Annotated in this window: 15 protein-coding genes; 13 read left to right on the forward strand and 2 right to left on the reverse strand. The window is 31.4% G+C overall.

The window, feature by feature from the left end:
• Positions 1–42: 42 nt before the first annotated feature.
• On the forward strand, positions 43–1,005 hold the full coding sequence (locus C661_RS21990; RefSeq protein WP_017415933.1) for a CPBP family intramembrane glutamic endopeptidase: 963 nt from the start codon (positions 43–45) through the stop codon (positions 1,003–1,005).
• 373 nt (positions 1,006–1,378) lie between these two features.
• Positions 1,379–2,410 carry a threonine aldolase family protein gene (locus C661_RS0113840; RefSeq protein ID WP_017415934.1) on the forward strand — a complete coding sequence of 344 codons (1,032 nt, stop codon included), beginning with the start codon at positions 1,379–1,381 and terminating at the stop codon, positions 2,408–2,410.
• A 125-nt stretch (positions 2,411–2,535) separates the two neighbouring features.
• Here the strand turns inward: C661_RS0113840 and C661_RS0113845 are convergent, their stop codons facing one another.
• Together C661_RS0113845 and C661_RS0113850 are read right to left on the reverse strand one after the other, a co-directional pair.
• Entirely contained in the window at positions 2,536–3,570 is a 1,035-nt protein-coding gene (locus C661_RS0113845) for a homoserine dehydrogenase (protein ID WP_017415935.1), read from the reverse strand.
• Between the two features lies 1 nt (position 3,571).
• Positions 3,572–4,675 (reverse strand): iron-containing alcohol dehydrogenase family protein, encoded by a 1,104-nt coding sequence (locus C661_RS0113850; protein ID WP_017415936.1) that lies wholly within the window; start codon positions 4,673–4,675, stop codon positions 3,572–3,574.
• A gap of 453 nt (positions 4,676–5,128) precedes the next feature.
• On the opposite strand from C661_RS0113850, the gene C661_RS23705 reads away from it, so the two are divergent.
• From C661_RS23705 to speD, 11 genes are all read left to right on the forward strand, one after another.
• Positions 5,129–5,287, forward strand: a complete 159-nt coding sequence (locus C661_RS23705; RefSeq protein ID WP_017415937.1) for a hypothetical protein — start codon at positions 5,129–5,131, stop codon at positions 5,285–5,287.
• Positions 5,288–5,492: 205 nt separating this feature from the next.
• A complete protein-coding gene (locus tag C661_RS0113860; RefSeq protein WP_017415938.1) occupies positions 5,493–6,218 on the forward strand; it encodes a pseudouridine synthase in 726 nt (241 codons plus the stop codon).
• Complete coding sequence (mnmM, locus tag C661_RS0113865; RefSeq protein ID WP_017415939.1) at positions 6,211–6,753, forward strand: tRNA 5-(aminomethyl)-2-thiouridylate-methyltransferase MnmM; 543 nt, start codon at positions 6,211–6,213, stop codon at positions 6,751–6,753. Before C661_RS0113860 ends, mnmM begins: the two co-directional genes overlap by 8 nt.
• Positions 6,754–6,791: 38 nt before the next feature.
• Positions 6,792–6,959: a YpmA family protein gene (locus C661_RS23180; protein WP_017415940.1), complete on the forward strand. Its 168-nt coding sequence runs from the start codon at positions 6,792–6,794 to the stop codon at positions 6,957–6,959.
• 132 nt (positions 6,960–7,091) lie between these two features.
• Positions 7,092–7,976: a MurR/RpiR family transcriptional regulator gene (locus tag C661_RS0113875; RefSeq protein WP_017415941.1), complete on the forward strand. Its 885-nt coding sequence runs from the start codon at positions 7,092–7,094 to the stop codon at positions 7,974–7,976.
• 215 nt (positions 7,977–8,191) lie between these two features.
• Positions 8,192–9,538, forward strand: a complete 1,347-nt coding sequence (gene gdhA / locus C661_RS0113880; RefSeq protein WP_026051064.1) for an NADP-specific glutamate dehydrogenase — start codon at positions 8,192–8,194, stop codon at positions 9,536–9,538.
• 224 nt (positions 9,539–9,762) lie between these two features.
• Entirely contained in the window at positions 9,763–10,986 is a 1,224-nt protein-coding gene (locus C661_RS0113885; protein WP_017415943.1) for a BaiN/RdsA family NAD(P)/FAD-dependent oxidoreductase, read from the forward strand.
• Positions 10,987–11,340, forward strand: a complete 354-nt coding sequence (gene aroH, locus C661_RS0113890; RefSeq protein WP_017415944.1) for a chorismate mutase — start codon at positions 10,987–10,989, stop codon at positions 11,338–11,340.
• Between the two features lie 17 nt (positions 11,341–11,357).
• Positions 11,358–12,014 (forward strand): (d)CMP kinase, encoded by a 657-nt coding sequence (cmk, locus tag C661_RS0113895; protein WP_017415945.1) that lies wholly within the window; start codon positions 11,358–11,360, stop codon positions 12,012–12,014.
• Between the two features lie 191 nt (positions 12,015–12,205).
• On the forward strand, positions 12,206–14,128 hold the full coding sequence (locus tag C661_RS0113900) for a bifunctional 4-hydroxy-3-methylbut-2-enyl diphosphate reductase/30S ribosomal protein S1 (RefSeq protein ID WP_017415946.1): 1,923 nt from the start codon (positions 12,206–12,208) through the stop codon (positions 14,126–14,128).
• A gap of 229 nt (positions 14,129–14,357) precedes the next feature.
• Entirely contained in the window at positions 14,358–14,738 is a 381-nt protein-coding gene (speD, locus tag C661_RS0113905) for an adenosylmethionine decarboxylase (protein WP_017415947.1), read from the forward strand.
• Positions 14,739–14,858: the final 120 nt, after the last annotated feature.

Below are 14,858 nucleotides of genomic sequence, written 5' to 3' on the forward strand. Positions count from 1 at the left end.
AAATATACTTTTAATAATTAATCTATAAAGGGGAAGTGTTAGATGTTAACAAAGATTAATTCAAACCAATCAAAACAGTGCAAACAGTTAAAACCACGTCAGGGTATAGGAGTGTTTATTTTAGTTATTGTAGTTATGCTTTTTGTAGCAGCACCTATACAAATGGCCTTTGGGATGTACGGTGTAGCACTTACAGAGGTTATACTTCTATTATTGGCTATAATTCCAGCAATAGTTATTAAAGCAAACTTAAAAGAAGTATTTCCTTTAAGGAAGCCTTTACTTCGTGAGATTTTGGGGGTTTTACTTATATGGGCAGGTAGTTATGTTGCCGTAATACTTTTAACTTTAATTATTGGATACTTCTTCCCACAAGGACTTACAGAAGTAAGTAGTGGTTTACAGAATGTATTCACTAGTGTACCTATGTGGATTGCCTTTATTATTATTGCAGTTATGCCAGCTATTTGTGAGGAAGCTTTGCATAGAGGACTTATTCTGTCCTCTCTAGGTTCTGTAAATAATAAATGGCTTAGGGTCCTTTATATGGGAATTATCTTTGGTATTTTTCATTTAGATCCAGTTCGTTTTCTTCCTACAGCTATTTTAGGAATGGCACTGTCCTATGTTATGATTGAAACAAGAAATATGATTTTACCTATTATATTTCACTTCGTAAATAATGGATTAGCAACTTTAATATCTTTTACAGCAAAATCACAACCAACAGCAGCGGATATGAATTCAGGCATGATGATATATGGAATAGCAACTTATTTCATTATTGGAGCAGTAGTACCGTTCCTTTTATTATTTGGATCAAGATTAATTCATAGAAAAGAAGCTAGAAATGAAGTAGAAGATACTATGATGAAACAGAAAAAAGAAAAGAAACTCACTATTCTAGCAGGGATTTGTTCAGGATTAATGATAATAGTAGGAATAGTGATAATGGTATACGGTATTAATACTGTACCAATTACTGATATTATAAAACCTAAGTAAAGATATTTTTCAATTGTAGTACCATCTAGTAGAAGTATCACAAGGTAATGGAAGAAAAATTAAACCTATAAAGTAGACAGAGGAAAAAAGTCTATTTTATAGGTTCTTTTTTTATGCCCATGTTTTTCTAAAAACCAATTCCTAGAAGATATAGATTAAATGTTGAAGTGGTTTCTCTATATAGTTACATCAGTGAAAATTAAATTATTGTATTAATAAACTCTTAAGGTAACCAGGGTAGAACCCATGTTGAAGTTAAGTTTTAACTCTGGTTACATGTAAAGAAGAAATTGCAAAAATCCACTATAATTTTGATAAAAATATAAATTTAGGATATAATTTCATTATGATATACAAAAGGAGGACAATTTCAATGTATAGTTTCAAAAACGATTATAGTGAGGGGACACATCCTAGGATACTAAATGCACTTATGGAAGCTAATATGGAGCAGATGGAAGGCTATGGGGAAGATGAGTATTCTATAGAAGCTATTAGATTAATTAAGGAAAGATTAGGTAGGGAAGATGTTGATGTTCACTTTTTTCCAGGCGGTACTCAAACAAATTTAACAGCTATTTCAGCTTTTTTAAGACCTCATGAAGCGGCAATTGCTGCAAATACAGGTCATATACTTGTACATGAAACTGGAGCTATAGAGGCTACAGGTCATAAAGTTATTTCTATAGAAGTGAAAGATGGAAAAATTAACCCTACACAGGTTAAAGGAGCAATGGATGCACACACGGATGAGCATATGGTAAAACCTAAATTAGTTTATATTTCTAACCCTACAGAAATTGGCTCCATTTATACAAAAAAGGAATTAGAAGCCTTAAGTAATTTTTGTAGAGATAATGGACTTTTTCTATATGTAGATGGTGCTAGACTTGGTTCAGCACTATGTTCTAAAGAAAATGATATTAATCTTGGGGATTTAGCTAATTTAGTGGATGCCTTTTACATAGGAGGAACAAAAAATGGAGCTTTAATTGGGGAAGCTCTTGTAATTTGCAAAGATTCCTTAAAAGAGGACTTTAGATTCCATATAAAGCAAAAAGGAGCGTTGCTTGCAAAGGGAAGGCTTCTTGGAATACAATTTTCAGAGCTTTTTAAAGATAACTTATTCTTTGATTTGGCAACCCATGCTAATAATATGGCAGAGTTATTAAAAGAAGCTGCATATCAGGAAGGATATTCTTTTTTAACTCATTCACCATCAAATCAAATATTCCCAATACTGCCTAATTCCATAATTGAAGGATTACAAGAAAAGTATATATTTTATGTATGGCAGAAAATAGATGAAAATAACTCAGCAATAAGACTGGTAACTTCTTGGGCAACAAAAGAAGAAGCAGTAAAGAGTTTTATTGAAGATTTAAAAAGCCTTAAGAATAGATAACCAAATTAAGTGATGACCATGTTTATTTATCCAAAAGCAATACATAAAAAGATGAACTGCAAGCTGCAGTTCATCTTTTTATATTTATTTGTATAGAATGTAATGAACATTATGAGATATAAAATCTAAAACTTAGTGAAATTAATCCCTTTTTCTATATTTATAATGTCTCTTAAAATAGCAGCTGCAGCTGGGGTAGTGCCAGAAGCTCCACCAATTACAGTGACATCCCCTAAAGTGTCGGATACAAACTTCACAGCTTTGTTTTTACCGTCCACATTAAATAGAGGATCATTATTATAAACTTTATCTAAACCAACAGAAAGGGTTAAGGAATTATCTAGGAATTTTGCAGTTCCTATTAGCTTGTATTTGTAGCCTAAAGTTTTTCCTCGTTGGATTTCTTCTATAGTTAAGTTAGATATTCCGCTGAGGTTTACATCTTTAAGGGAAAGACTTTTATTAAAAATTGCATTACAAATTATTATAAGTTTAGTTGCAGTATCATAACCTTCAATATCTAAGGTTGGGTTTGTTTCAGCAATTCCTAAATCTTGGGCTTTCTTTAAAGCATCCTTAAAGGTGAAATTATTATCTTCCATTTCATTTATAATATAATTTGAGGTACCATTTAATATTCCTCTAACTTCTAAAATATCAGAGCCTGCAAGATCAAATAAGGCTGCGTTTATAGAAGGAAGTGCTCCGCCTGTGGTACAGCCAAAGGCTAAGGTACAATTATTTTCTTGTGCAAGGGTTTTTAAGTGTTTATATTCTAATAGTATAGGACCCTTATCACCTGTAATTACATTTATTCCTTTAGTAAGAAGCTTTTTTATATAAGTTATTCCTGGTTCTCCTGTATCCTTATTAGTTGGAGTTAAAAGCACAGCAGCATCTATGTTACCATTTTCAATGACATAATCTATATTTATATCAGGGGAGAAAGAAATGTAATCATTTAATTCTTTATTCATATTTAGATCCTTAGCAAAAGCTTCAACTGAAATACCTTGGTTATTATAAATACCACCCTTTGAATTAAGGATTGAAATAATTTCCAGGGAAATACCATTATTTTCAATATTTCCTTGTTTTTCTTTAAGTAATTTTAAAAATGCTTTACCTACGTTTCCAAAACCAATTAATGCTATTCTCATATTAAATCCTTCCTATACTACTTCTATAAATGTCTAATATATCATCTGCAGTAACAGGTGATGGGTGACTTTTAAGTTTTGCTTTATTATTACTCATTGCTGAAGCAAAACTATATAGCTCCTCATCACTTAAAGCTATATGTTCTCCTAAGGCTCTTTGCAGGAAATCACCAAAATCATCTAAGGTATTAAAATTAAGCAGATTAAGGATATTTTTAACCTTAGCCTTATCACTACAAAAGTTCATGTAAGATTTTAAGAATACTCCTGTAGCTTTTCCATGAGGGACTCCTTTATTGTAGGTTAAAGCATAGCCCATACCATGTGGAAGGGAAGTACCTGCTTGAGTTATGACAATTCCAGCAATACAGGAAGTTAGTAGTAAGGTTTCTCTCATATTAAAATCAAGAGCATCCTTTTCAATTTCATTAATACATTCTCCAAATAATTTTAATCCTTTTTCCGCTAACCCATCACTAAAAATATTTGCATTAGCTGAAAGGTAACCCTCAATTAAATGGCAAAGTGCATCTACTGCTGTATTAATAGTCACATCTTTTGGAGTACTCATTAAATAGCTTGCATCTAAAAAGGCTAAAATAGGGAATACCTTTTGAGCTATACCATGTTTTGTTTGTACCTTGTGATTAGTTAATATTGCATAGGGTGTAACCTCAGTTCCTGTACCTGCAGTTGTTGGAATTGCAACTAAAGGTAGAGAGGCTAGCATTGGTGATAAAGTTAAGTCTTCAATAGATGATGATGGGTTTTTAATTAAAACCGCAGCTGCTTTGGCAGCATCAATAGGAGAACCACCACCTAACCCAATTAAAAAATCTATGTTATTTTCTCGTCCTAAGGCGGTGATTTTTTCTACGGTTTCCATAGATGGGTTTTCTTCTACATCATCAAAAATCATATAAAATATATTCAGTGATTGCAGAGCTTCCACCAAATCTTGTAAGGAACCGTTATTCTTGGAAGAATTTTTTCCCGTTATAATTAATGTACGCTTACCTAATTGGCATAGGGCGGCACTATGATTTTTTATTGCATTTTTTTCCGTTATGATTTTAGTAGGCATATAAAAAATTGAATTATTCATTATCATGTCTCCTTTGTTTATATATTCATAGGCTTTCTTAGTAGAATTTTAATTTATTTATTATTAAAAAGCTTTAAAGGAACCAAGGTTGGTTCTTTGTATAAGTTAAGTTTAATTTTGCTTCACTATAAAATAGAAAGCTACTTCATTATACAGTTCTAACAAAATTTATACATGTAAAATTAAAATTTATTCCCTTTACTTTAGTAATAGGAAGCCTCACTAAAGGGAAATATACAGTAACAAGTATATTTAGCTCAGCTCTAGGAATTTAAAATCCTTCTACTAGTGCACCTTATAGAGGTGAATATTCTTTTAACCCTAATATAGCATTAGTGGATAAATTTCTCAACGAGGAAAAATTACAAATTATTTCCATGGAAATAATTTGTAAGTTATTATAAGTATAGTTTCTCTCAAATAGATAATTATATTACAAGGGAGGTGATTCAGATGCCACAAAACAAACAAAAGCAGCAACAAAAATTACAAGATCAAGGTCAAGAAAAATCTAAGGCTACATCTATTAATGACACTGCACAGCCAAAGGGAAGTTTAGAAAATGGTTACATGCATAAGCATCCTAGCACAAAGGTGAATCAGTTTAGATAAGTAAATATAGTAGTGTAAAAAAGTACACCTTTCAGGTTATTTCTTCATAATCTTAAAGGTGTACTTTCTTTTATAAGAATTTATTTGATTTTTATTCCAATTATAATTATAATTCCAATTATGCAAACTATATAAATAGGACACGTAAGCTATTAACTTAGATTATTAAGTGTTTATGCATAATCAATTATTTTGAGGTGGTATCTTGGAAGAAAGACTACAAAAATATATGGCACGATGCGGAGTTGCATCGAGAAGAAAATGTGAAGAAATTATAACTTCTGGAAGAGTAAAGGTTGATAATATAGTTGTCAGTGAACTAGGCGCTAAAATTGATTGTAAAATTCATGTGGTTAGCGTTAATGATAAAATAATAGTACCAGAAGAAAACAAAGTATATATAATGCTCAATAAACCTGAAGGCTATGTTTCAACAGTTAAGGATGAGAAGGATAGAAATACAATTTTAGACTTGGTGAATGTAGAGGAGAGAGTTTACCCTATAGGAAGGTTAGACTATGATACTTCTGGACTAATTTTGCTAACAAATGATGGGGAAGTTTACAATAAAATAATTCACCCAAGAGTGGCAATAGATAAAGTCTACATAGCACTGGTAAAGGGCATACCTGATAATGAGAAAATTAATAGGTTTGAAAAAGGAATAGATATTGGAGATTATATAACTGCGCCAGGAAGATGTGAAATCATCAAAAAATATGAGAATAGCTGCGAATTAAAAATTATAATACATGAAGGAAAAAATAGACAAGTTAGAAGAATGTGTGATGCTATTGGTCACCCTGTAATAGCACTAAAGAGAGTTTCAATAGGTAGTATTAACTTAGGAAGCTTACCTAAAGGAAAGTGGCGATTCCTTAGTGAGAAAGAACTAGAGTTTTTGAAAAGCGGTGGTGAAAGCAGTGTTTAAATATGTAGGAGATATCAGCAAAATAGCACAAAACATTATTAGTACTTACAGTGAAACAAGGAATATTGCTGTAGATTGTACCTTGGGTAATGGCTTTGATTGTGATTTTTTAAGCGAAAGATTTAAAAAGGTGTATGCTTTTGATATACAAGAGGAAGCTATTGATAATTACAGGAAAAAGAAACCTGATAAGGTTACATTAATACATGATTCTCACGAAAATATTAAAGAGTACATAGAGGAAGAAATTGATGTAGCAATGTACAATCTAGGGTTTTTGCCTGGGGGAGATAAGAGCATTACCACAAAAAGCCACTCTTCTTTAAAAAGTATTAATGCTTCACTTGAACTATTAAAAAGCGGAGGGTTTGTTACTATAGCAGTTTATGTAGGTCATGCTGAAGGGCAAAAGGAAAGCGAAGCTTTGCTTAAGTTTGTAACTAACCTTCCCAAAAGTACCTTTGGGGTGATGATTCATAGTTTTGCTAATAGGGATGCTAAAGCTCCCTATCTTATAATAATAGAAAAGAAATAGTGCTTTATAAAAGTAATAACTTATGAAAGGTGATTAAAATGAAGGATAAATTACAGTTAATTGCAACTAAGGAATTTAAAGAGTATGATGAAATGTATAAAATTGTTGACTTTTTAAATAAAAACTTAAGTGATTTAAACTTAATTTTCGGCATGCATGAAAAAAATAATAGCCATGTTGTGTCAATTTACAAAGAGGAAAGTTAGTATAAAATATATAAACAAATGAATTATTCGTTGAATCCCATGTCAATATATGCTAAAATGAATTGAATGATTCAATTTTATGACAAATGAAACGGAGATTTCATTTGTTTCCCGTTATGAAGGAGTGTTACTATGGAAAATAATAATCTTGATCTTATGAGAATAATTCAAGTGAAATTCCCAAGGTTAAGTAAGGGGCAAAAACTTATAGCAGAGTATATTCTAAAGCATTATGATAAAGCAGCTTTTATGACTGCTGCTAAGCTTGGAAGTAGTGTAGGGGTAAGCGAATCTACTGTAGTAAGGTTTGCAAATGAACTGGATTATGCGGGATACCCTGAACTACAAAAGGCTCTACAGGAATTGATAAAAAATAAGCTAACCACAGTACAAAGAATAGAGTTATCTAATGATTTTATAAGTCAAGATAATGCGCTTAAAGGAGTGTTGAAATCTGATATAGAAAATATTAGAGCAACTTTAGAGAAAATAAATTATTCAGCCTTTGAGAACTCAGTTGATAGTATAGTAAATGCTAAAAAGATTTATATAGTAGGACTTAGAAGTTCAACAGCCCTAGCTGATTTTTTAGGATTTTACTTAAATTTAGTTCTCGATAATGTTAAGATTGTTTCCTATGGAATGAGTGATATCTTCGAGCAAATGCTAAATTTATCTCAAGATGATTGTGTTATAGGAATTGGCTTCCCAAGATATGCTATGAGAACTGTTGAAGTGCTAACTTTTGCCAAGTCAAGAAATGCAGATGTTATTGCAATAACTGATAGTGTTTTATCACCGCTTGCAGCAAGAGCAGACTATGCACTTATAGCTGAGAGTAATATGGCATCTTTTGTTGATTCCTTAGTTGCGCCATTAAGTGTTATTAATGCGCTGATTATTGCAGTTGGTTTAAGAAAAAAGGAAAAAATATCTCAAACCTTTAATGACTTAGAGGGAATTTGGCAAGAATATCAGATTTATTCTTACAAAAATAAAGATGAAAATAAATTTTAAAATATAGGTTGATTTATAAATCATAATAGAATATTATGTATGTGTAGCTATGAAATCGTTTTACTTCTTCAAATACTTTAAATTTAAACTTTTTATGAATAAGAAGGAAAAACAACAACTACATAGAATAAGTACATTAAAAAGAAATTTATTTTGCATGAGCAAAATAAATTGAAATTTTAACTTCAATTTATTAGGAGGTAGTAAGCGTGGAGATTAAAGCTTATATCGAACAAGTATTGGAAAATGTTAAAAAAAGAAACAGTGGTGAGCCAGAGTTTATTCAAGCTGTAGAAGAAGTTTTACATTCTTTAGGACCAGTTTTAGAAAAACACCCTGAGTATGTAGAAGCTAACTTATTAGAGAGATTCTGTGAGCCAGAAAGACAAATCATGTTTAAAGTATCTTGGATGGATGACAATGGCAAGATGCAAGTAAACAGAGGATTCAGAGTACAATTCAATGGAGTTATTGGACCATACAAAGGTGGTTTAAGATTCCATCCATCAGTTTATTTAGGAATAATCAAATTCTTAGGATTTGAACAAATATTAAAGAACTCTTTAACTGGTCTTCCAATAGGAGGAGGTAAAGGTGGTTCTGACTTCGACCCAAGAGGAAAATCAGATGCTGAAATCATGAGATTCTGCCAAAGCTTTATGACTGAGCTTTACAGACATATTGGACCAGACGTAGATGTTCCAGCAGGAGATATCGGAGTTGGTGGAAGAGAAATCGGATACCTTTATGGACAATATAGAAGAATCAGAGGAGCTTTTGAAAATGGAGTTCTTACTGGAAAAGGCTTATCTTATGGCGGAAGCTTAATAAGACCAGAAGCTACAGGATTTGGAGTAACTTACTACTGCCAAGAAATGTTAAAACATGAAGGAACTGATTTTGCAGGCAAAACAGTAGCTGTTTCAGGTTTCGGAAACGTTGCTTGGGGAGTTTGTAAAAAAGTTGCTGATTTAGGTGGTAAGGTTGTTACATTATCAGGTCCAGACGGATACATATACGATCCAGCTGGAATAACTGGTGAGAAAATAGATTACCTAGTTGAAATGTTAAAAATCAACAAAGGTGCTAGAGTTAAAGATTATGCAGACAAGTATGGCGTAGAATTCTTTGAAGGACAAAAGCCATGGAATGTTAAAGTTGATATCGTAATTCCAGCTGCTACTCAAAATGATGTTCAATTAGAGCATGCTAAACAAATCGTCGCTAATGGAGTTAAATATGTTTGTGAAGCTGCTAACATGCCATGTACAAACGAAGCTGTTCAGTACTTCTTAGACAACGGAGTTATCGTAGGACCAGCTAAAGCTGCTAACGCAGGTGGAGTTGCTACTTCTGCTCTTGAAATGTCACAAAACAGCATGAGATTGTCTTGGACTGCTGAAGAAGTTGATGCAAAACTTCACCAAATCATGATTAACATCTACAACAACTGTAAAGATGCATCACAAGCTTATGGCTTTGGATACAACTTAGTTGCTGGAGCTAACGTAGCTGGATTTGTTAAAGTTGCTGAAGCTATGCACGCACAAGGAAATTACTAATCCTAATTAATTAAATAAATGAGGAGAGAGTTCTTTAGAATTCTCTCTTTTTTTAAGTTTAATACATTACTAAAACCATATTGATGTATACTATTATAGTGTTAATACAACTTGTATCCATATATTTTAAGTAATTAAAAGTTGAATATTTCTAGAATTTGTATTAAATTATAATATAGGGAATTAGTTGAAAATAGGATTTATAAATATTAGGTGGTGATTTTATGTCAAAGGTCATAGTTATTGGTGGAGGTCCTGCAGGAATGATGGCGGCAATCACTGCTAGTGATAACAATGAGGTTATTTTAATTGAAAAAAATAATAAACTAGGAAGAAAACTGTACATAACTGGTAAAGGCAGATGCAATGTAACCAATGGTAAAAATATTGGTGAATTTTTTGATTATATACCAACTAACCCTAGTTTTTTATATAGCTCACTATATACTTTTACAAATGAAGATACAATGAAGTTTTTTGAAAGAAACGGTGTTAAGCTAAAGATTGAAAGAGGAGATAGGGTATTCCCTGAATCAGATAAATCCTCAGATATTATTAGGGCTCTGGAGTCTGAACTAAGAAGCAAAGGTGTTAAAATAATATTAGATTCAAAAATAAAGAACTTTGAGGCAAAGGATAATAAAATAAAGTCCGTAATTTTGGAAAGTGGTGAAAAAATTTATGGAGATCACTTTGTTTTATGTACTGGTGGTGTTTCTTACCCTCAAACAGGTTCCTCTGGTGAAGGGTTAGAAATTGTAGAGGATTTAGGGCATAAAATTGTTGAATTGAAGCCTTCCTTAGTGCCAATGGAAATTGAAGAATCTTGGGTTAAGGAATTACAGGGTCTTTCTTTGAAAAATGTGGAAATATCTTTAAAGAATAAAAGTAATAAAACTGTATTTAAAGACTTAGGAGAAATGGTCTTTACTCATTTCGGTATTTCAGGTCCTTTGGTGTTAAGCGCAAGTAGTGCAGTTAAAAAACAAGGTCCTTATAAGGTAACCATAAATTTGAAACCAGGATTAACAGAAGAGGAACTTGATAAGAGAATACAAAAGGATTTCAAACTTTATGCTAATAAGGATTTTAAGAATTCTTTAAATGATCTTTTCCCAAGTAAACTTATACCAGTTATTATTAAATTAAGCGGCATAGATGAAAATCAAAAGGTTAACATCATAACCAGAGAACAGAGAAAAACTCTTGTTTATCTAACCCAAAACTTGACTCTTTCAGTTAAAGGATTAAGACCTGTGGCAGAGGCTATAGTAACTTCTGGAGGAGTAAGCACAAAGGAAATAGACCCATCTACTATGAAATCTAAAATAATTGAAAATTTGAGTTTTGCTGGAGAAGTTATAGATGTAGATGCTTATACTGGAGGATATAATGTTCAAATTGCCCTATCTACAGGGTATATTGCTGGAAGTAAGTTAGGTGATTAGATGATTTCAATTAGAGGTGCTACAACTATTTTAAATAATTCAGAGGAAGAAATTAATAAAAACACCATTGAATTAATAAATGAAATTATAAGAGTAAACAATTTAAATGTAGAAAAAATACATACTATGATATTTTCTTGTACAGATGATATAACAAAGGCATATCCAGGAGCCTTTGTTAGAAAATATTTTGATATGAAAAAACTCTCTCTTATGCATTTTAATGAAATGAAAGTAGACAATTATTTAAACCTATGTATAAGAGTGTTAATCCTTTCTAATGAGAATAAGGATGAAGTCAAATTTGTTTATTTGAACAATGCTAAATCTTTAAGAAAGGATTTAAATCAGTAGGAGAAAGGACGATATGAATGAAAATGTCTATTGCCATTGATGGACCAGCAGGAGCTGGTAAGAGTACTATAGCGAAAATAGTAGGTGAAAAATATAATTTAATGTATATCAATACCGGAGCTATGTATAGAGCTGTTACTCTTTGTGCAATGAATGAGGGAATAAATCCAGATCAGGTTAAAGAGTTATGTGAGCTTGTTGATTCTCTTGAAATGCATTTCGAAAAAGAAAATTTAATAGTTAACGGGGTAGACGTAACCAGTGAAATTACTATGCCGCTAATTAGTAATAATGTATCAAAGTATGCAGCTATACCAGAAATCAGGGCAAAGCTAGTAGAATTACAAAGAAGTATATCAAAAAAATATAGTGTTATCATGGATGGAAGAGATATTGGTACAGTGGTTTTAATCAATGCAGATTTAAAGTTTTTCTTAACAGCTAGTGCAGAAGAAAGAGCTAGAAGAAGATATGAGGAGTTAAGAACAAGAGAAATAGAGGTTGATTACGAAACTATACTAAATGATATAATAAAAAGGGATTATATGGATACTCATAGAGAGGCTGACCCATTAACTAAAGCAGCTGATGCCATTGAAATAAATTCGTCTAATGTTGATATTAATGGAGTGGTTGATATAATATCCACATATATAGATGGTATTTTAAATTAATTAAGGCATGTTCAAAAAATAAATATGTAAGTATCATTGTCTATTTCGTGCTATACTGAGCCAACAGAACCTATTAATAGCCCAACCATAAATAGAGCCTGTTTCATAGTATAACACAAAATATATTTCACATCTTTGACTTATTATTTATTTTTAAATGCCTAGACTATTTCACATTAGGAAGTGATATGATGAAAGAGATATCTTTAGCAGATAAAGCAGGTTTTTGTTTTGGTGTGAAAAGAGCAGTGGATTCTGCTTTAAAGCTAAAAGAAAAGTACAATAAGCCTATTTATACCTTAGGACCATTAATACATAATAATGATGTGGTAAGTTTTTTAAAAGATAAAGAAATTTACTCAGTTGAACTAGAGGAAATTGAGAAACTTAGCCCAGAGGATGTAATTATTATAAGGTCTCATGGGGTACCAAAGGATGTTATAGAAAAACTAAAGAGTCATAAAGTTATTATAGAAAATGCCACCTGCCCTTATGTAAGTAACATACAGCAAAAGGTAGAGAAATATTATAAAGAGGGGTACGCAATTATTATAGTTGGGGATGAGAATCATCCAGAAGTAATTGGAATCAATGGATGGTGTGATAATACAGCTATTATTTCTAAGAGCGGAGATAATCTTGAAAATATACCTAAAAGGGTGTGTGTGGTATCTCAAACTACTGAAAAACAAAGTAATTGGGAAAAAGTTCTAAATAAAATCATAGGTTTTGCAAAGGAGTTAATTGCATTTAACACTATATGCAGTGCTACAGAAGTTAGACAAAAATCTGCTGATGAAATATCTAAAGAAGTAGATGCTATGATAATAATTGGTGGGTATAATAGCTCAAATACAACTAAGTTATATGAAATTTGTAAGAACAATTGTGAGAACACTTATCATGTGGAAAATTTACAAGGGTTACCTAGTGAAATTTTAAAAAATCAAAATATAAAAAAAATAGGAGTTACAGCTGGGGCATCAACACCTGACTGGATAATTAAGGAGGCTATTGAAAAAATGAGAGATGAAAAAAATGTAAACGGTGAAGAAATGGAACTTTATGAACAATACTCAAGGGACAATGTAAATATTAGTGTAGGAAAAATCCTTGAAGGGGAAGTATTTAAGGTAAATGAAAAAGAAGCTTATTTAACTATTGGTACTAAATCTGAAGCTATTTTACCTATAGGGGAATACACGAAGGAAGAAAATGTTTCATTAAAAGACTTTCTTAAAGTAGGCGATAAGATAAGAGCTAAGATCATAAATAGAAAAAATACAGATGGACTTGTAGTACTTTCAACAATTGAAGTGGAAAGACAAAAGCTTTATGAAGATTTAAGTAGAGCTTTTGAAAATAAAGAAGTTATTGAACTTCAAGTAAAAGAAGAAGTTAAAGGTGGATTAGTGGGAAGTTATAAAGGAATAAGAGTATTTATTCCAGCATCTCATATAGAATTAAATAGAATTGATAATTTAAAAGCTTATATAGGACGTACAATCCAAGTACAATTAATTGAATTTGAAAGACAAAGAAATGGAATGAAAATTGTTGCCTCAAGAAGAAGTATTTTAAAAGGCGAAAAGGAAAGTAAAGAAGTTGAAACTTGGAATAATCTTCAAGAAGGAGAAGTAGTTGAAGGTTTAGTAAGAAGAATAACCAACTTTGGTGCATTTGTAGAAATTGATGGAGTTGATGGATTACTTCATAGTTCTGAGATGTCTTGGAATAAGGTAAACAATCCAAGTCATTTATTAAAGGTTGGAGAAAAAGTTAGAGTATATGTTCTAAGCATAGATAAGGAAAATAAAAAGCTATCATTAAGTATGAAAAAGTTATCTGAAAATCCTTGGAGTAACATTAAAGAAAAATATCCAGTTGGGAATATAGTGTTAGGTAAGGTAGTAAGATTCGCTAAGTTTGGAGCTTTTGTAGAATTAGAACCTGGAATTGACGGATTAGTTCACATATCTCAGATAAGTAAAAATAGAGTGGAAAAACCTGAAGATGTATTAAAAGCAGGAGAAGAAATTAAAGCAATAATAATAGATGTAAATGAAGATGAAAAAAGAGTATCCCTAAGTATTAAGGCTTTAGAAGAAATTTAGTAGTTCTTCATTGTGCATAATAGTATTATAAAAGTAATAGCATTAAGTTATTACTTTTGTAATACATTATAACTATGTAGCTAAAATAACCTAATAAAATTTAAATTCTATGGTTAAATTAACAAAAAACAGGTGATTATTTAAGGAGTTTTGAATAATATTGACTTTTTGTGTATTTTTGATAGAATTTATTTATCTGTTTAAATTTGTTAAGGGAGGTATACTGTTGATGAACGAACTAGGACGCCATATTTTAGCTGAAATATATGGTTGCGATGCTGAAATATTAAATAATAAAGAGTTAATAGAAAAAAACATGGTAGAATCTGCACTAAAAGCTGGAGCTGAAGTAAGAGAGGTTGCCTTTCATAAATTTAGTCCACAAGGAGTAAGTGGGGTAGTAATTATTTCTGAATCACATTTAACAATACATACATGGCCAGAACTTGGATATGCAGCTGTTGATGTATTTACTTGTGGAGATAGAATAAATCCTTGGGATGCATGCAATTATTTAACAGAGTTATTAAATGCAAAGAACATGACTGCTACAGAAGTTAAAAGAGGAATTTTTGAACATCCTGTTTCTGTTAAAGCATCAAATATATAAGAGTCATCATTTTGATGGCTTTTTTTATTGTATAGGAAATTCAACTTTTTTTCGTTGAAAAAGCGCCTGAAATGCCTTGTAATTGCTGGGTTTCAGAATGTGTGTGAAAAAATGTAAGTA

Source organism: Clostridium tunisiense TJ, from assembly GCF_000300195.1.
GTDB classification, from domain to species: domain Bacteria; phylum Bacillota; class Clostridia; order Clostridiales; family Clostridiaceae; genus Clostridium_J; species Clostridium_J tunisiense.